This is a genomic window from Paenibacillus endophyticus (assembly GCF_014192395.1).
In the GTDB taxonomy this organism is placed as follows: Bacteria; Bacillota; Bacilli; order Paenibacillales; family Paenibacillaceae; genus Pristimantibacillus; species Pristimantibacillus endophyticus.
In genome coordinates this window covers 197,480-215,881 of sequence record NZ_JACHXW010000001.1, presented here as the reverse complement: position 1 = coordinate 215,881, position 18,402 = coordinate 197,480, and the positions used below count along the sequence as shown (strand labels likewise).

At 47.1% G+C, this 18,402-nt stretch carries 18 protein-coding genes and 1 tRNA gene; 4 read left to right on the top strand and 15 right to left on the bottom strand.

Annotation, left to right across the window (positions count from 1 at the left end; all coding sequences use genetic code 11):
• Positions 1-128 precede the first annotated feature (128 nt).
• The 10 genes from FHS16_RS00930 to FHS16_RS00885 form a co-directional block, all read right to left on the bottom strand.
• Positions 129-371: a hypothetical protein gene (locus tag FHS16_RS00930; RefSeq protein ID WP_183557594.1), complete on the bottom strand. Its 243-nt coding sequence runs from the start codon at positions 369-371 to the stop codon at positions 129-131.
• A 12-nt stretch (positions 372-383) separates the two neighbouring features.
• On the bottom strand, positions 384-1,610 hold the full coding sequence (locus FHS16_RS00925; protein ID WP_183557591.1) for a Ger(x)C family spore germination protein: 1,227 nt from the start codon (positions 1,608-1,610) through the stop codon (positions 384-386).
• Positions 1,607-2,710, bottom strand: a complete 1,104-nt coding sequence (locus FHS16_RS00920; RefSeq protein ID WP_183557588.1) for a GerAB/ArcD/ProY family transporter — start codon at positions 2,708-2,710, stop codon at positions 1,607-1,609. Before FHS16_RS00920 ends, FHS16_RS00925 begins: the two co-directional genes overlap by 4 nt.
• Positions 2,707-4,359, bottom strand: a complete 1,653-nt coding sequence (locus tag FHS16_RS00915) for a spore germination protein (RefSeq protein WP_246431517.1) — start codon at positions 4,357-4,359, stop codon at positions 2,707-2,709. Before FHS16_RS00915 ends, FHS16_RS00920 begins: the two co-directional genes overlap by 4 nt.
• A complete protein-coding gene (locus FHS16_RS00910) occupies positions 4,356-5,453 on the bottom strand; it encodes a GerAB/ArcD/ProY family transporter (RefSeq protein ID WP_246431516.1) in 1,098 nt (365 codons plus the stop codon). Before FHS16_RS00910 ends, FHS16_RS00915 begins: the two co-directional genes overlap by 4 nt.
• Positions 5,454-5,601: 148 nt before the next feature.
• Positions 5,602-6,711 (bottom strand): flavodoxin-dependent (E)-4-hydroxy-3-methylbut-2-enyl-diphosphate synthase, encoded by a 1,110-nt coding sequence (gene ispG, locus FHS16_RS00905; protein WP_183557585.1) that lies wholly within the window; start codon positions 6,709-6,711, stop codon positions 5,602-5,604.
• A gap of 194 nt (positions 6,712-6,905) precedes the next feature.
• A complete protein-coding gene (gene clpX, locus FHS16_RS00900; protein WP_076271649.1) occupies positions 6,906-8,162 on the bottom strand; it encodes an ATP-dependent protease ATP-binding subunit ClpX in 1,257 nt (418 codons plus the stop codon).
• A 16-nt stretch (positions 8,163-8,178) separates the two neighbouring features.
• The gene (gene clpP / locus FHS16_RS00895) at positions 8,179-8,772 is read right to left on the bottom strand and encodes an ATP-dependent Clp endopeptidase proteolytic subunit ClpP (RefSeq protein WP_053374767.1); all 594 of its coding nucleotides are present in this window, start codon (positions 8,770-8,772) and stop codon (positions 8,179-8,181) included.
• 230 nt (positions 8,773-9,002) lie between these two features.
• The gene (tig, locus tag FHS16_RS00890; RefSeq protein ID WP_183557582.1) at positions 9,003-10,292 is read right to left on the bottom strand and encodes a trigger factor; all 1,290 of its coding nucleotides are present in this window, start codon (positions 10,290-10,292) and stop codon (positions 9,003-9,005) included.
• Between the two features lie 88 nt (positions 10,293-10,380).
• Positions 10,381-11,205, bottom strand: a complete 825-nt coding sequence (locus tag FHS16_RS00885; RefSeq protein WP_246431515.1) for a hypothetical protein — start codon at positions 11,203-11,205, stop codon at positions 10,381-10,383.
• A 319-nt stretch (positions 11,206-11,524) separates the two neighbouring features.
• On the opposite strand from FHS16_RS00885, the gene FHS16_RS00880 reads away from it, so the two are divergent.
• Positions 11,525-11,601: transfer RNA gene (locus FHS16_RS00880), tRNA-Arg, on the top strand.
• Between the two features lie 320 nt (positions 11,602-11,921).
• Here FHS16_RS00880 and FHS16_RS00875 read toward each other — a convergent pair.
• Positions 11,922-12,290, bottom strand: a complete 369-nt coding sequence (locus tag FHS16_RS00875; RefSeq protein WP_183557579.1) for a winged helix-turn-helix transcriptional regulator — start codon at positions 12,288-12,290, stop codon at positions 11,922-11,924.
• Positions 12,291-12,434: 144 nt separating this feature from the next.
• On the opposite strand from FHS16_RS00875, the gene FHS16_RS00870 reads away from it, so the two are divergent.
• Together FHS16_RS00870 and FHS16_RS31450 are read left to right on the top strand one after the other, a co-directional pair.
• The gene (locus FHS16_RS00870; RefSeq protein ID WP_183557576.1) at positions 12,435-13,166 is read left to right on the top strand and encodes an NADPH-dependent F420 reductase; all 732 of its coding nucleotides are present in this window, start codon (positions 12,435-12,437) and stop codon (positions 13,164-13,166) included.
• A 264-nt stretch (positions 13,167-13,430) separates the two neighbouring features.
• A complete protein-coding gene (locus tag FHS16_RS31450; protein ID WP_212758534.1) occupies positions 13,431-13,538 on the top strand; it encodes a dihydroorotate dehydrogenase in 108 nt (35 codons plus the stop codon).
• A 216-nt stretch (positions 13,539-13,754) separates the two neighbouring features.
• Here FHS16_RS31450 and FHS16_RS00865 read toward each other — a convergent pair whose 3' ends face one another.
• The gene (locus FHS16_RS00865; protein WP_183557573.1) at positions 13,755-14,363 is read right to left on the bottom strand and encodes a P-loop nucleotide/nucleoside kinase family protein; all 609 of its coding nucleotides are present in this window, start codon (positions 14,361-14,363) and stop codon (positions 13,755-13,757) included.
• Positions 14,364-14,516: 153 nt separating this feature from the next.
• On the bottom strand, positions 14,517-14,840 hold the full coding sequence (locus tag FHS16_RS00860) for a hypothetical protein (RefSeq protein ID WP_183558465.1): 324 nt from the start codon (positions 14,838-14,840) through the stop codon (positions 14,517-14,519).
• A 150-nt stretch (positions 14,841-14,990) separates the two neighbouring features.
• On the opposite strand from FHS16_RS00860, the gene asnB reads away from it, so the two are divergent.
• The gene (gene asnB, locus FHS16_RS00855; RefSeq protein ID WP_183557570.1) at positions 14,991-16,835 is read left to right on the top strand and encodes an asparagine synthase (glutamine-hydrolyzing); all 1,845 of its coding nucleotides are present in this window, start codon (positions 14,991-14,993) and stop codon (positions 16,833-16,835) included.
• 103 nt (positions 16,836-16,938) lie between these two features.
• Here the strand turns inward: asnB and rdgB are convergent, their stop codons facing one another.
• Both rdgB and rph read right to left on the bottom strand, forming a co-directional pair.
• The gene (rdgB, locus tag FHS16_RS00850; RefSeq protein WP_183557567.1) at positions 16,939-17,601 is read right to left on the bottom strand and encodes an RdgB/HAM1 family non-canonical purine NTP pyrophosphatase; all 663 of its coding nucleotides are present in this window, start codon (positions 17,599-17,601) and stop codon (positions 16,939-16,941) included.
• A 5-nt stretch (positions 17,602-17,606) separates the two neighbouring features.
• Positions 17,607-18,344 carry a ribonuclease PH gene (gene rph, locus FHS16_RS00845; RefSeq protein ID WP_183557564.1) on the bottom strand — a complete coding sequence of 246 codons (738 nt, stop codon included), beginning with the start codon at positions 18,342-18,344 and terminating at the stop codon, positions 17,607-17,609.
• Positions 18,345-18,402: the final 58 nt, after the last annotated feature.

Genomic DNA, 18,402 nt, shown 5'->3' with positions numbered 1-18,402 from the left:
TTTTTTAAGAAGCACCTTCTTCGTTGCCAGATGAGCATGCTTTCCGTATTTTCACTCGTAATGGATAGTATTGCCCCTACGATGTGGTAATAACCGTTAATTTCCGTTAATTTTACAACGAGCGCCCCTCACCCCATCCAGGTCATGATGTTCATGAAACGCTTGAGCGGGGCAATGAATAGCGTGATTGGCGAAATGACTGTAACGGCTGGCCAGTCATACCACTTCGAGCCAAGGAGATAAGCCGTCCATAGCAGCATGACCGAATAGACAATAAAGTTGCGGTACAGTCCTTTTTTTATCAATAGCTTGTACCCTATTCCCATAACAACAGCAAGCATCAAAACAAACCATATGGTTATATAACTCATTGCTCAATCTCCTTATTTTTTGCCCTCTCTTAGTTTGTTGACGTTAATCGGCTGATTGCTGAGTCCTACATTCGTAATCGTAATTTCAGCCGACACCTCGAGTTTAATCGTAGAGAAATAATGATCCCAATCCTTCTTCCATTCTCGCCACTGCTTGCGGTACTTTCTATGCGCCATATCGGCAAAACCCACTGCATCGGTTTGCAAGCGCTGAGCCGCTTTCCATCCCGCATTCGTGAACCTTTGCAAATCTTTCTCCGCCGCGGTTTCCAATTCATCAACTATCTCAGGCTTATACAAATCCATGGACGAGCAGTCGGATTGGGAAAGCACAGCTTTTCCTTTAATGCGGGCTTTCACCGTCATCTTTCCTTCATCCAAAGAAGGCTGAAGCGCCGTTGAAGAATCTGAAATTTGCAAAGTCAAATACTTGTTTTCCTCATTCGGACAAGCAAAAGTCAGCATCGTATTCTTGACGTCATTGCGTAGAAACGCTACGCCAAGCGACTCCTTACGCGAGAGCCAACCAACCATTTTATCCTTTTTAATAACGGCTACTCTGCCTAACTTGATCTTGGCTGGCAGGGTTGTGCTTTCAAAAACTTTAAGCGAGGAGGCATCCGATTTCCCTGCTACGAAAACCTCGGGAAGCAGCGCGCTTCCTGAATCGCTAGCCAGATCCATTGCCAGCTGATACAGCTTAACCTCAGGCAAAACAGACGTGAATTTTGACTCCAAGTGATTGATCTCCCTAATGCCGTCTCCAGAAATTTTGGAGATCTGCATCATTTGCTCTAGGATTCTGCGCGCGCTGCCTGGGGCGATAAGCACATCAACGGTTTCACGCGCGTCTGTGTTTCTCAAATAGACGTCTAATACCGGATTCAGCCCCCGGCGTGCCGTCTCTTCGCTGACGATCAAGACCCGGTTATGTGCAAAATAAAGCTTGCGAGGACTTTCAAAAAAACTTCGCGCATTTGCCTCCCTAATCGTTTTCCCCGTGGTCGAATAAACATTAACTGGCGCCCCTGCTCCTCCCCCCGTTATACCGATGCCCGATGAGATAGAAGACGGGATGACGACTTGAAAGGAAATGAGCCAATCCTCCCCTTTCCTATCAACCGAGGTAGCCGACGTTATGGCAAGCTCGTTGAGCTCGATTCGGTTCCAGCAGCCTGCTAGTAGAAGGGCGCAAAGGAAATATACCGCTGCAACACTCCAAATTCGGACTCTTCTCATAGGCCCTCCACAGACGGCGTCGCCTTATGTTTCGTCAAATGCAGACCGAACCAAACCAGCATGCAAATAGCGTAATTGTTGAGCAAAAAGTAGAGGGTCAGCGTCGTATAGCTGAACTCGGCTACGACCACATTGCTTGGCCAGGCAAACAAGGCAGTAGCAAGAATCAATACGCCTCCTGCTGCATAATGGCTGAAATGGGGCGTGAGCTTAAAGGTTTGTTCCGTGAGCTGAAAAAAACCGAACGTAAAGATGGACACCTGAGCAAACATGGAGGCCGTCCATGCCGAAATAAGTAACACGTCAACCCGTTCAATGAAATGCCCAATTTCTACCGTCCCGATAGCCGCAAAAGCTGGATACGAAATTGCACCTATGATCTTGGTTCCAAACACGGCTATCGTGACCATCGAGACACAAACAAATATCGTACCGGATATAACGGTCCCCCAAATCGCCACTTTAATGCTTGAGGTCGGTGTTTCCAAGTAAGGCACAAGCAGCAGCAATACAGCAATCTCTGAGAGGCAGCCGAGTGGCATCAGCATCGCTTCCATATGGTCTGCTGGGGGACTCTCAAAAATCGGCAGGAATTGATTGAAATCGAACTGTCCCCATATCAAAATAATATTTAAGCCTACAGAAAACATAAAAAATAGAAAAACGACAAAAATGACGCGCGATAATGATTCGATTCCTTGTGATGCGATATATACGGAAACAAGCACAATGATTCCGGCCAGCATGGCCATTGGTGTATTCATAAGCGCTTGCTCGGACATGAAATTGGTGAATTGCCTGACTATAACGGCCGAAGCGACAAAATAATACACGCATAGAATTAACCCTAGCCCCGTGGAAATTAATTTACCAAAACGGCTTTGGAGCCATTCAAGCAGCGGCTTCCGATTCCCTTCCATACATACATGTCCGATCACAACCGCAAGCAGCAGTGAAACAGCCAGAGCTAGCAGTACCGAAATCCAGCCGTCCTGTTTCGCAATTTGAATCACAAAGCTTGGTATGTAGAACAAAGAGCTGGGAACGATTGCGATCACGATAATAACGATCGCCTGCAAGGTCGTTATACGCTGCTTCACTGCTGTTCGCCCTCTTTCTGAGTATGCTCATCATCTGTTTCCGTAAGGCTGCTAGGCGTGCTCTGACGCACGGTTCCCGCCTGATTCTGATAGAGGCTCGGCCGTTTCTTCATCGCCCACCACGGAACCCGTATAAAGACATCCTTTAAGTTGCCAGGCACAAGCGGCGCAATCGGCGCCAGATACGGTACGCCAAACGAACGCAGCGCCGACAAATGGGTCAAAATCATCATAAGCCCCGCCAAAATCCCGAAGACACCAAAAGTGCCCGCAAGAATCATGAGCAGGAAACGGATCAAACGGGCAGCGGTGCCCATGTTGACGGATGGAATAACGAAGCTGGCAATTGCCGTAAATGATACGACGATAACCATCGCTGCCGATACGAGCCCCGCCTGAACAGCTGATTGGCCCAGTACAAGGGCGCCGACGATCGATATCGCGGGTCCAATGATGCGCGGCATTCTTACGCCGGCCTCACGCAAGATTTCGAACGTCACCTCCATGATCATCGCTTCAATTAAAGCGGGGAATGGAACCCCTTCCCTTTGAGCGGCAATACTGATTAACAGCTGGGTTGGCAGCATTTCTTGGTGAAAGGTCGTGATGGCAATATAAATGGATGGCAGCAGCATCGATGCAAAAAAAGAAAAGAAACGAATGATCCGCAAGAAGGTGGAAATATCATAACGCTGATAATAATCCTCGCTCGATTGAAAAAACTTAACGAATGTAACGGGGGCAAGCAGCACGAACGGCGTACCGTCTACCACAATCGCGAATTGCCCCTCAAGCAATCCTGCCGCTACAGCATCAGGGCGTTCGGAGTTCTGCAGCAGCGGAAAAGGTGTAAAGGTTTTGTCTTGAATGAACTCCTCGATATACCCGCTCTCCAAAATGCTGTCCGTATCGATTAAATCCAATCTGCGGCGAACTTCCTCGATGACTTTATCGTCAGCGATTCCTTTCATAAAGACGAGTGCAATCGTAGTACGGGTCTGATGCCCTATTATCTTGTATTCCATACTCAAATTCGTCGATTTAATCTTATTGCGAATCAGCGCCGTATTAATGTGCAGCGTTTCAGTGAAGCCTTCCTTCGGACCGCGAACGACAGTTTGCGTACTCGGCTCCTCGACAGATCGTTTTTCCACTCCGCAGGTGTAAGCCGCAATCGCATCCTTGTATCCATCAAGGAACACAATCGAATTGCCTTCAAGCATCGCATGCAGTACTTCGTTTATGCTATCAAGCTTACGCACGCCCCCTACCGCCAGGGATCGGTACATCACGCAATCGAAAGGGGAATCCTCCTGCTCGGAGCCGCTGCTCAGAGGGGGCTCGGCTATCATGCTCATCACTAGCAGATTAACCGCATTCACATCTGTCATGCCTGCTATGTACAGAAGGGCCGCTTTGCTGCTTTTGAACATATGCAGATGCCTAATGATGATATCAGGCTGGGTTCCTAGCTCGTCGGTAACCATTTTGATATTCTGATCCAATTCGGTCGACAATTGTTTTAGATTTTTATCATTTTTAGAATTGTCGTCCTTTTTTTCATTTTTAACGTTGTCGTCCTTTTTCCCACCTTTAACGTTGACGTCCTTCTCATCCTTAACATTTCCGTCCTTTTTTTCCTCACTCATTTCGCATGCACCTTTTCACTCCGTCTCTTTTTGATGATGGCCAGCACAAGCAACAGTACGGGTATCCATATTTGAAGGATGGGAAAATGATATTTTACGTTATATTGAAATCCGAACCACACTTGCTCCATATAGTTCCTGAACAAAAAAGAACCGAAATAGATGATTGCTCCAATAGTCAGAACGGCAGCAATCTTAGGTGCATTCGTCATCTGTCTCATAGCCAGCACTGCTCCGAAATAATAAGCGGTTAGTTTAAAAAACACGCCCGTAAACAGGAGGAGCGCTACCAGCGGATCAATTCTCTCCAGAAACTGAGCGAAATCGATCAAGTTCGTCATTTGCATTAAGGGAATCGTTACGTTGCCGGCAAGGCTCCCTAAGCCCGCAAGAATAAAGAAATTCGTAAACGTAATAAACAAACCAGAAAACAAAAAACATTTTACGACTAGGCTTACCATATTTCCTCTATGCTCTGTGTACTTCCAAAACATCATAAACAAAATGATCTCTCCGAACGGAAATGAAATTAACTCTGGCACAGCAGCTTCCCATACCGGTTTGAATCCATCGTCAAGCACAGGGGTTACGTTCTCAACATGCAGCAGGCCTGACCACGCGACTAGTAAAAACAAAAAAATATAAATAATGATAACGACGGGGAGAATCGCTTCGGCCATTCTGAAGAAAACATCCAAGCCATGAAACACCGTATACGTAGCCAATAGGCAGACTACGAGTATGAGTACGGGCAACGGGGTTTGCGGAAGCAAATACATAATGATCAAATCACCGAACTCTCTGACGTTCCGGATCGACTTATAACAGAAATACAAAACATAGATGATGGAAACCACATAACCGAGAGGCTTTCCCATTAATTCGAATATGATTTCTATTAGATTTCTATGGGGCATCAAACGGTACAAGGATAAATTAACGCCCCATAATATGAGCAAGCCGCAGAGCATTCCAACGATTACAGCAAGCCAAGCGTCCTTGGAAGCATCACTAGCGAGCAAAAACAACGAGGAGCTGCCGATCAGAAACAATACGATCATGGATCCAAGCTGATTGAGACTAATCCGCTCCAAATTCTCCCCGCCTTTATTTCTGAGATGTAATCAATATTTTTCCTTCAATCCCGTAAATTATGCACCCTTGGCAAAAGTAACTGTGTTCACTGCAAATAAAAAATAGGCTTACCGCATCCAAGTTGGATGCAATAAGCCTATTTTTCATTTATGCTGGCGCATGGTGTTTCCGGCCAGGAATTTCTCCGGTAGCTTCGAACACGCGCACAATCTCGTCGATTTCCTTCTTCAGCTCGGCTAGCAATTCAGCTTCAGGCACCTTGCGAATAAGCTCTCCGTAACGGAACAGCATGCCCTCGCCTCTAGCGCCTGCGATACCGATATCGGCTTCCCGCGCTTCGCCTGGGCCGTTTACCGCACAGCCAAGCACGGATACTTTGATCGGCACCTTGATTTTGGAAATATATTCTTCCACTTCATTGGCAATAGAGAATAAATCGATATCAAGGCGACCACAGGTCGGACAAGATACCAGCGTTGCCGCATTCGTTATAAGCCCAAAAGTTTTGAGCAGCTCCCGAGCTACCTTAACTTCTTCAACCGTATCCGCGCTCAGACTGATTCTCAGCGTGTTGCCGATGCCAAGCGCCAGTAACGCACCAATGCCTGCCGAGCTCTTAATCGTCCCCGTGTGCAGCGTGCCCGCCTCTGTAATGCCAAGATGAAGCGGATATTTGATCACTTTTGCAGCCATAGAGTAAGCTGCGATAGCCATCGGCACATCGGAAGCTTTGAGTGAAACGATAATATCGTGGAAATCTAGCTCTTCCAAAATTCCGATATGGAAAAGCGCACTCTCTACCATCGCTTCCGGCGTAGGATAACCGTATTTCTCAAGGAGATGGTTCTCCAATGAACCGGCATTAACGCCGATTCGGATCGGTATTCCTTTCTCTTTACATGCCTTCACGACTGCTTCCACGCGCTCACGACGGCCGATATTGCCCGGATTGATCCGAACCTTATCTATGCCGTTCTCGATAGCAAGCAATGCCAAACGGTAATCGAAATGAATATCTGCTACAAGAGGAATATGAATGCGTTTTTTGATTTCCTTGATTGCTTCAGCTGCTTCTTTGTTATTGACCGTAACTCGGACAAGCTGACAGCCCGCCTCTTCCAGTCCCAAAATCTCCGCGACAGTCGCTTCGACGTCAGCTGTCTTCGTTGTACACATACTTTGAATAATGACTTCGTTACTGCCGCCAATCGTTAGATTACCGACTTTAACCGCCACTGTATCCTGACGCAAATACATAAGCTAATCTCTCCCATGAACGTCAAAGTCCACCCTTTGACTGGCGGCAATGAAGCCGCACGGCTGGGTGGAAACAATGACGGTAGTCAAGCGTAATCGGCAAAGCCGTCATTGGCGACAAAAGCACGCTACGCAGTTGGACTGCGAGCCAAGCAAATCGCCCAAACTCACAGCCCATCTATTTGAACGCTAGCTTACGCGCTCTCTTCCTTCTTCTTGCTTTTCTTAGCAGTGAGCTCCGGCATAATTTTTTCTTGCACCGTTTGCTCCGTGATCAGACAGGTACTCAGATCATCACGCGAAGGCACTTCATACATGACTTCAAGCATGATGCTCTCGATAATGGCGCGCAAGCCACGAGCTCCGGTGTTGCGTTTGATTGCTTCCTTTGCAATGGCATCAAGCGCAGCAGGTTCGAAATCAAGCTTCACATTATCCATTTCAAGAAGCTTCTGATACTGCTTCACAAGCGCATTCTTTGGTTCGGACAAAATCCGAACAAGTGCAGGCTCATCAAGCGGCTCAAGCGTGGAAATGATCGGCAACCGACCTACAAACTCCGGAATAAGACCGAATTTCAGCAAATCCTCCGGCAATACCATCGTTAAGTATTCGCCCGCCTTCAGATCCTTCTGCAGCTCGCCAGTCGAGCTGAAGCCGATCACTTTCTTACCGATACGACGTTTGATCAATGACTCAAGGCCGTCAAACGCGCCGCCGCAAATGAACAAAATGTTCGTTGTATCGATTTGAATAAATTCTTGATGCGGATGCTTGCGCCCGCCTTGCGGCGGTACAGATGCAACCGTGCCTTCCAAAATTTTGAGGAGAGCTTGCTGTACGCCTTCACCAGATACGTCACGTGTAATCGACGGGTTCTCTGATTTGCGGGCTACTTTATCAATCTCATCGATGTAGATAATGCCGCGTTCCGCTTTCTCCACATCGTAATCCGCAGCCTGAATGAGCTTGAGCAATATATTCTCAACGTCCTCACCGACATAACCTGCTTCTGTAAGCGAGGTTGCGTCCGCAATCGCAAATGGAACATTCAAAATTTTCGCCATTGTTTGCGCAAGCAACGTTTTACCAGAGCCCGTAGGTCCTAACAGCAAAATATTACTTTTTTGCAGCTCGACGTCTTCGATCTTGCTGCCGGAATTAATCCGTTTGTAATGGTTGTAAACCGCTACAGACAACGATTTTTTCGCAAACTCTTGACCGATGACATAAGAGTCCAGGATGGCCCGGATATCTTTCGGTTTCGGAATATCCTTAAGATCAAGCTCTTCCTCATTGCCGAGTTCTTCCTCAACAATTTCAGTGCACAGCTCGATACACTCGTCGCATATATAGACGCCGGGACCGGCAACCAATTTACGTACTTGATCCTGCGATTTGCCGCAGAATGAACATTTCAACTGGCCTTTTTCGTCGTTGAATTTAAACATGTAATCACCCCTTCGATTAAATCGTCGATACCGGTGCTGTAATCACCTTGTCAATCAAACCGTAGGCAAGAGCCTCTTCCGCGCTCATGAAATTGTCACGGTCGGTATCGCGGTCGATTTTCTCATATGGCTGTCCGGTGCGATCTACATAAATTTGGTTTAGCTTCTGCTTCGTTTTCAAAATCCAATCCGCATGAATTTTAATATCCGAAGCCTGGCCGCGTACGCCGCCGAGCGGTTGGTGAATCATTACTTCAGCATTAGGAAGCGCAAAGCGCTTGCCTTTAGCTCCCGCAGTAAGCAGAAGCGACCCCATGCTGGCTGCCATCCCCATACAAATGGTGGACACCTCAGGCTTGATATATTGCATCGTATCAAAAATACCCATTCCCGCAGTCACGGAGCCGCCAGGAGAGTTAATGTACAGATGTATGTCTTTCTCTGGGTCGTCGGCCGCCAGAAACAGCAGCTGTGCAATGATAGAGTTTGCAACATCATCATCGATTGCGCTCCCAAGGAAAATAATGCGGTCCTTCAGTAGGCGGGAGTAAATATCGTAAGAACGCTCCCCGCGATTCGTTTGTTCGACTACGATCGGTACCAGATTCATGCGACCAACCTCTTTTCGTTTATGACTTAGGTTACTTACTTATTGTAACACGTAGTCGTAATGATGTCATTTTTCCACTTATACATTATACGACGACGTCCGTTCGATATGTACGGAGATTAACCTCCAGAGCAAGCACAATTTCATATGTAGGGTCAAAATAAGGCACGTACCAATGACGTGCCTTATCCTGAGTGAAGCTTTTTATTCAGTTATGCGTATGTGGCTTATTAAACAGCTTTGCTGTTTTCAAGCAAGAACTTGATTGTTTTGCGAAGCGCAATATCTTCTTGAAGGCTGTTAAGGTTGCCGTTTTTCGAGAAGATTTCACGAAGCTCTTCAGAAGGACGGTTGTACGATTTGGATAGCTTCTCTAGCTCTTCATTCAAATCCTCATCGTTAGCTGCAATACCTTCTGCTTTGGCAATCGCGTCAAGCACAAGATTGTTTAGAACGCGTTTCTCAGCGTCTGAACGCATTTGCTCGCGAAGCACGGATTCATTTTGGCCTGAGAACTGGAAGTACAGATCCATGTTCATGCCTTGCATTTTGAGACGGTTTTCGAAATCCTTGATCATGTAGTCCGTTTCGGAAACGATCATCGGCTCAGGAATTTCAACTTCTGCAGCTGCAGTTGCTTTATCTACAACGGCAACTTCGCGAGCTTGCTCGCCTTCTTGGGTTTTACGCTCTTGAAGCTTGATTACAAGATCCTGCTTGTACTCTTCAAGCGTATCGAATTCGCTGACATCTTTAGCAAACTCATCGTCTAGAGCTGGAAGGCTTTTGCGTTTGATTTCGTGAAGCTTCACTTTGAACACCGCTGGCTTGCCTGCAAGGTGCTCTGCGTGGTATGTCTCAGGGAATGTTACATCAACTTCCTTGAAATCGCCGATTTGCATGCCTACAACTTGCTCTTCGAAGCCTGGGATAAAGGAATTCGAACCCAGCTCAAGCGAATAACGCTCGCCTGCTCCGCCTTCGAATGCTTCGCCGTCTACATAGCCGTCGAAATCGATGACAGTGATATCGCCATTCTGTGCAGCGCCTTCTTCAACGACGGAAAGCTCAGCATGACGTTGTTGAAGACGCTCTAGCTCAGCAGCAATTTCTTCTTCAGTAACTTCAGCAACAGCTGTTTCAACTTCTAGGCCTTTGTATTCGCCAAGTGTAACTTCAGGCTTAACGATAACTTTTGCTTTGAACTTGAACGTTTCGCCTTTAGCGAATTGCTCAACATCAATCTCAGGACGGTCAACCGGCTCAAGATTGTGCTCGCTTACTGCTTCGGAATAAGCGTCAGGCAGCAGGATGTCAATTGCATCCTGGTACAGGCTTTCAATTCCAAAACGGGATTCGAAAATGCCGCGCGGCACTTTACCTTTACGGAATCCAGGTACGTTTACTTTTTGTACGACTTTCTTAAATGCTTGATCAAGAGCGACAGTGACTTTCTCCGCTTCAACCTCCACGTCGATCGACACGATGTTCTTGTCTATTTTTTCCCAAGTTGCTTTCATTTTATGCCTTCCCCTCCGAAAATGCTCATGCATCAGTAGTTATCACGTTTCATAAACCATTCTATTATAAACAAGCTGGGCCAGATTATCAAGACTCTGGTTCTTCATCTCCGGATTGCTGCAGCACAGCAACCTGTCTTAAAGCCTTGCAAGCTTGCTCATAACGGAATCTCAAACCTTCGGTAATGCCGTATGTATCACGAATATCGTCATCGTTCGCCGAGCCGTATACAGTGAGAAGCAGCGTCAAATGCAGCGCAGCAGCGAAATAATCCACCGTATCGTCATCGTCTCTCAGCATCCAATGATATGCAGCCGTACCATACAAAAATTGCAAACTTTCTTTCCACAACTCTCTTGCAAAATGAGGCAAAGTCGGATCATCGACCTCGGCAACCTGCTCAGTTCGCTCCAATATCCGGATGATCGGATTCGGAAACTCGTCCATTGAAAGCGGTATAACCTCCAGGTCAAGCTCAGTTGCCTCCCCGAGCCTCTCCAGCGTAATCGTGCCTGTCGCCCCGCGTTTCCTCAAGCACTGCAGCGCCTTGAACTGCACGACTGGATGAACCTGCTGGGTGACCAGCCAATTTTTGATCGTCTCATCCATGTCCGGCGCCTGAATGTAGGCAGCGCGTTCAAGGGCAAGAATCTGCTGATCGATCATCGGATGATTCTGCATGATGTAGAGCACTTGATTTACATAAGCTTCATCCTGGTCAGGAGGATTGAGAAACTGCTCGCGTATCGTAGCTTCATCCTGTTCCTTTTCCCGTTTGGCTATAATAAATCCCGTACCGTCTTCTGCATTCCCATCCTCAGGGAAAGCCATATCGAGCCATGTCAGAAGACTGTCCCACTCTTCATAATGGCGCGCGTCCTCGCCCTGGCATTGCAGCAAAAAGCGCAGCAACTCCTTGGCCTCCCCGTATTGCTCCGCTTCTAGCATACGGGTTAACTGTACCTGATAATGGTCCAGCATGCTAGGGAACAAATAAACGTTGTCCTTGTTGTCGCTTTGTGCGTCATTGGGAGTTGTAATGATAACACCGCCTTATGGTCACGCCGTTTGTTCATACGTACAATCTTGCATTCGATTATACCATGTACAATCAAAAGAAAAAACAAATGTCGTTTCCCAACGGGTTTTTAAACCGATTTTCATTCAAAAAAGCAAAATTATAAAATAAAGCTTGCAATAAAATATTCTCTTATGATATATTATTGCTTGTGTCCCGGTAGCTCAGCTGGATAGAGCAACGCCCTTCTAAGGCGTCGGTCGGGAGTTCGAATCTCTTCCGGGACGCCATTAAGACCAAACTAGATCATTTTAATGATTTACATAAACCCGCAAAGCCCTTGTTACATAAGGGCTTTGCGGGTTTTTCTTATTCAATTCGAATTCCTAGAATGCGTTTGAATAAGATAGGTTTTGAATTTTTTTTACACATTTTTTACACAAGTGAAACATTACATCCAACCACAACCACACTTTGAAATTCAAATTTAAATAAAAAAAGCCCCTCTGAAATTGAGGGAACTGACTGATTACAAGTTTCTTCTATTAGCTGTTTCCCGATCGGCAGCCTCGTTGAGCTAACTGTCAAATTAATTGAAGAAGTCATATTTTCAATCTATTTTATCCCCAAACTTCTTCCCGAAATGTTCCATTAAATCAATAATGGGGATTAGTTCCTCTCCTTTCGATGTTAATGAATATTCTACACGCGGTGGTACCTCTGCATAAATTTTGCGATTAATTAAGCCATCCGCTTCCAATTCTCGAAGTTGTTTTGTTAGGGATCCTTGTGAAATTCCCCCTAAACGAGTCTTAATTTCATTATATCGATGCGGATTAAACTTTAAAAACCAAAGAATTAGATGCTTCCAACGTCCCGAAAGTATGTTTTGAGTATAGGCGATGCCATATAACTCTCTATGATCTTTCTTACATTCCACACTAAATTCATCCTCATTTATTCTAGAAACCTTAATCACTCATTTCTGCTGTTAGGTACGAAAAAGTGTACTATGTCAATTTTTATTGCCTTCTTCAAATATCCGAGCAACGTATATATATTAGTACATGTATACAGAATGCTCAATCAAGGGACCATGAAAAAGGATATTGGAGGAATGGAAATGAGATTTGGAATTATAGGTGCAGGACCAATTGGATCTAATATTGCGAAAAAATTGGTTGAAAATGGTCATGATGTCAAGATTGCAGACGCTCGTGGGATTGAACACTTGGAAGGAAAAAATCTTACAGGAACACCTGTGATCATAGAAGATGTCATTAAAAATATCGATGTTCTTATAACATCGATCCCTTTCTATGCATTGCCAAGCATTCGCAACATTATAGATAAAGTTGGAGAGGAAGTCGTCGTTGTAGACACTTCAAATTATTATCCTCAAATCAGCGGTAAAATCGAAGACGTGGAGAACGGAATGGTTGAAAGTGTTTGGGTGTCCCATCGTTTGGGAAGACCCATCATTAAAGCGTTCAACAATTTCTTAGCATATACGCTAGAGCATCATGGAACTCCCGAAGGGACGGATGGACGCATTGCTATAGCGGTTGCTGGAGATGACCTATCCCATAAACAAATCATCAGGGGTGTAGCAAACGATCTAGGCTTCGATGTCGTAGATAGCGGTTCTTTAAGCGATTCGTGGAGACAACAGCCAGGAACCCCAGCGTACTGCACCGAACTTACAAAAGAGGAACTAGCTATAGCCTTAACGAAAGCGAACAAAGAAAAAGCGCCACTTCTGCGCGAAAAGGTCATGGAAAAGCTGATAGCTTCAGGTGGAACATTTTCCATTCATGATGTTGTTAAAGCAAATAGAGAAGTATTCAATTCATAAATTACAAATCCCTGTACCTTCAACTAACAGGAGATGTTAATTCGAACATTCAAGCTGTAGAAAAAAGTTTTATTTTCACTTCATGATCTTCAACTATTTCAATGCATGAAGCAGATTTTACACTCATGAAATATGCTGTTTCCATGCAAGGATATACATCGCAATGCCGATGGGCCAATATCATTACACCACAAACACCCAAACACTGACCGCCATCTTCGCATAATCTACACTGTACTCAAGTTGCTGGGAGGTGGATGTTTAATGGGTGGTTATGTCGGTGGTGCTAACAGTATCGGTTTTATCCTTGTATTGTTCATTTTGCTGGTAATTATCTCTCGCGGTACTGGCTTTGGTTTCGGCGGTTACTAATATCTATGAATAGTCATAACGTAACCTCCATGCGTTCGGACTGCTTCATTTCTTAGAATTATATTGCATAGGGCCAATCCACGGACCCTATGCATTGCTGTATCTACAGCGTATTCGAAGTCTAAGCACGTCTGGCAAACTACAATAAATAGGGGTGTTCCTGAAGGAAAATATCCTTTGGAACACCCCGGCGTTTAGATCGGTATCAACAGGCATCTATGCAGTCAACGTTGCTTTCTTCTCGCTAATGAATTGGTATAATTGCTCTGATTTCTCTTCCGTCAGCTCGCCGCTATTGTCGAAAACAAATATGGAAGAATTCGGGATATCCCAGTTAATCTGCGGTACGAATTCAATGCGCTTCTCAAAGTCGCCCCAGTTGTCCAGCTTCCACTGGTCGCGCTCCGTCTGCCGCCCGATAATTCGGTTCTTCTGCAGCTCCATATCCTGAAGCGTCACAACAACAACCTTTATGTCTATCATTTGGTGTGACAAGCCTGCCGATTCAACGACCTCTTCAATCCACTGCTTATTTTTGAGCTCCGCCGTAAACGGGGAGATCATAAACACGTTTTGCCCCGCAGCGAGATTCTCGATGCATACATCCTTCGCCGTGTCATATTCCAAATCGCGCAAATGCTTCTTGTAATACTCCGAATCACGGTCCCGTTTGTCTAGGCCATTAAGCTCAAGTATTGCTTCGACAAATCTGCCCCCGATCGTATCACGATCCAGAAATGCCGCAGGGATGCGATCTGCCAGCTTCCTCGCTACCGTTGTCTTGCCTGTGCCTGCTACTCCCACGAAAAAAACCAACTTTTGCAAAGCGATAAACCTCCACTATTTTTGTAGAAGTATATCATTTTTTGTTCGGTTTTAATAGAACGGGATCATGCTTCATCGATGTAAAGGCTTCAATTTAAATACATTCAAAAAGTCCGACTGCCTCTCGCCAGCGGCCGGACTGCTTGTACCCGCCTATAACAGCTGCATCGATTCAATATGACGCTTCGTCGTTTCGGTTCCATGCTCATGCAGTTTTTGATAAATTTGCTGAATAAGGTCGTCATAACCCCCATTAATCTCGCCGTCGCTCGCTGATCCGAAGGGCGAGTGGGAGAAATGGAACATCTCGGCCTCGTCCATGCTGGATAGCTCGTCAAACAGCTCCCTTAGTTTGATATGCTCCTCCTCGCTCAGGCTGACTTCAAGCTCGTATGCCGCCGCTTGCGGATCCTCTAATATTTGTCCCGCCTGAACGGATACATAATAGCGCTTGCGTTCCACTCCGCCTGCTTCCATATCAACCACAATTCACACGCTCCTTTTTCGCAACTATGCTTTATACAGACACTCCTAGCATCCCCCATCGGACAGACATTTTATCCCTTTTTCCGCATATAACTGATATTATCGCTACTTTGAGACCAGCAAAAGAGAGGAATGAGATCGATGTGTGGAATTACGGGCTGGATCGATTGGAACCGTGATCTGACTAAGCAAAGCGAAAGCTTAGAGAAGATGACCGACACCCTCGCACCGCGCGGTCCCGACGCTTCCGGTACGTGGATATCGGCGCATTGCGCTTTAGGCCACCGCCGATTATCCGTCATTGACCCGGAGAACGGCGCTCAGCCAATGATACGCCATACCGGCGATGACAAATATGTCGTTGTCTATAACGGGGAATTGTACAATGCGCCTGAACTTCGCAAGGAGCTTGAGAGCAGAGGCAGAGCTTTTACGACAAATTGCGATACAGAAGTGCTGCTGGTTGCCTTTATGGAATGGGGCAAAGCGTGCGTGGAGCGTTTCAATGGGATCTTCGCATTTGCGATATGGAATGTTGCCGAACAGGAATTGTTCCTCGCGCGTGACCGGCTTGGCGTAAAGCCGTTGTTCTACAGCATTCAGGATGGTTTGTTCATATTCGGCTCGGAGCAAAAGTGCATATTGGCGCATCCTGCTGTGAAGCCTGAGGTCGGCGCGGAAGGACTTGCCGAAATATTCATTCTCGGCCCTGCGCGAACCCCCGGCCACGGCGTATATAAACAAATTAGCGAGCTTAGGCCTGGCCGCTGCATGACCGTCAATCACTCGGGCGTCAAGACCATTACGTATTGGCAGCTTGAGAGCTCTCCACATACGCAGAGCATCGAGGAAACAGCAGAGCAAGTCAGGGAACTGTTAAAGGATACCGTTGAGCGCCAGCTCGTATCAGACGTGCCTGTATGCACACTTTTGTCCGGGGGTCTCGATTCAAGCGCATTAACGACTCTAGCCGTCCAATACTACAACGAAAACGGGCAAGGAAACGTGCATACCTATTCTGTCGATTACACGGATAATGACAAGCATTTCAAGGCGCATGCCTTCCAACCAAATAGTGATGCGCCATGGATCGAGAGAATGACAACACATCTCGGAACTATCCATCATCCGATTCAATTCGACACGCCGGAGCTGGTCAATGCCTTGAAAGCAGCTACGCTCGCACGGGATCTGCCTGGGATGGCAGATGTCGATGCCTCGCTGCTGCTCTTCTGCCATGAGATTAAAAAGGATGCGACGGTCGCGATATCCGGGGAAGCAGCAGACGAAATTTTCGGAGGGTATCCGTGGTTTCATCGCGAGGAGGCGCTGAATGCAAACACGTTCCCTTGGTCGCTTGCCTCAGTCATGCGCGCAGACCTGCTTGCCCCGGACGTCGCAGCCTGGATCAAGCCAATCGACTATATCGGAGACCGATACGCGCAAGCAATCGGGGAAGTGCCCCATCTTGACGGAGAAAATGAGCAGCTGCGCAAAATGCGCCAAATGTCTTACTTGAATATTACCCGCTTCATGCCAACGCTTCTCGATCGCAAGGATCGCATGAGCATGGCGGCAGGACTTGAGGTGCGGGTGCCTTTCTGCGATCATCGGCTCGTCGAATATGTATGGAACATCCCTTGGGAAATCAAGACATCGGGCGACCGGGAAAAAGGTATTTTACGGAAGGCGCTGCGCGGTATTCTTCCCGACGACGTATTGACCCGTAAAAAAAGCCCTTACCCCAAAACGCATAACCCCAATTATTTGGCGGCGGTCAAAGGACTGTTGCTGGACGTACTGAATGATCCGACTTCTCCACTGCTTCCCCTCATTAATGTCGCAAAGGTTAGGGAGCTTGCCGAATCGGATTCTGCCAAGTCGAATATCCCATGGTTCGGTCAGCTTATGTCCGGCCCGCAGCTGTTCGCCTACTTGTACCAAGTGAACCTCTGGCTGAAGCAATATAAAGTAGTCATAGGTTAACCGTACGCTCTGTTTCCATAGCAAACAAAATCAAACACCCCCAGCTGCCGGGATGCCCGTTCGATGGCATTCTAGCTGCTGGGGGTGTTTCATTGTTCAAGTCTTACGCCTGCTCCAATTGGGGAAGCAGAACTCTCAGCGCTTCGCCGCGGTGGCTGATTTGCTGTTTTTCTTCTTTCGTCAGCTCGGCCATTCCGCGGTTTAAGCGAGGCACCCAAAACAAAGGATCATAGCCAAACCCGCCATCGCCGTGCGGTTTGTCCGTTATCACGCCGTCTACCGTTCCTTCTGCTTCAATAAACAGCCCAGTCGCGGGATCATACAGCGCTAATGCGCAAACGAATTGAGCCTCGCTAAGCAGCTGTGAGCCGTCATCAAGACTGCCCAGTTCCGGCAGGCTGCCTTGCTCATGCAAACGTTTAAGCTCGCGAATAAGCTTCTCGTTATTATCTCCGTCTGACGCGTGCTCTCCCGCAAAACGCGCAGAATATACGCCGGGAGCGCCATTAAGCGCTGTTACGCGAAGGCCTGAATCATCAGCCAGCACTGGCACGCCAAGCGTGTCGCCGGTCGTCTTGGCTTTGATGCGCGCATTTGCTGCAAATGTGTCGCCATCCTCTACAATATCGGGAATCTGCGGGTAATCATGTAAACTTAGCGTTTCCTTGCCAAGCTTCTGAAGCGCATGTGCGAATTCCCTTACCTTGCCCGCATTTTTGGTAGCCACAACAATCTTCTCATGCTGAAGCAGCTGATGCTTTGACATGATGATTAGCCCCCTATACGTGCAGCCATTGACCCAAGAATCTCGCGCTGCTTGCCAATCAACTCCGCGATGCCCGCTTCACCGAGAGCAAGCAGCTGATTAAGCTCCTCGCGTGAGAACGGAGCATCCTCGCCAGTGCCCTGCACCTCTACAAATTTCCCATTGCCTGTCATGACGACATTCATGTCGACCTTTGCTTTGGAATCCTCTTCGTAATTCAAGTCCAGCATTGCTTTCTCCTGAATGACGCCAACGCTTACCGAAGCCAAGAAATCAGTAATGGGGTACTTGGCGAACTGCACCTTCTCCGAAATCTTGTTGACTGCAATCGTCAGCGCGATGAATGCTCCGGTAATCGAGGTTGTACGCGTGCCTCCATCGGCTTGTATAACATCGCAATCCAGCGTAATCGTACGTTCGCCGAGCGCTTGCAAATCAACGACTGAACGCAGCGCGCGTCCGATCAGACGCTGTATTTCCATTGTCCGTCCCGTCAGCTTTCCTTTGGCTGCCTCACGGATGTTTCGTGAATGCGTTGCCCGCGGCAGCATGGCATACTCAGCATTAATCCAGCCTTTGCCCTGCCCCTTCATAAAAGGCGGAACCCGGTCCTCCACGCTGGCCGTACAAATAACCTTCGTTTCTCCGACCTCGATAAGCACGGAACCCTCTGCATATTTGTTGACGCCTGTCGTTATGGTTACCGGCCGAAGCTGGTTCGGTTGCCGACCGTCGTTTCTCATTGTTATTTCCTCCTGAGTCATGCGTAATATTGTTTAGATAATCCTTGGATTCCATCGT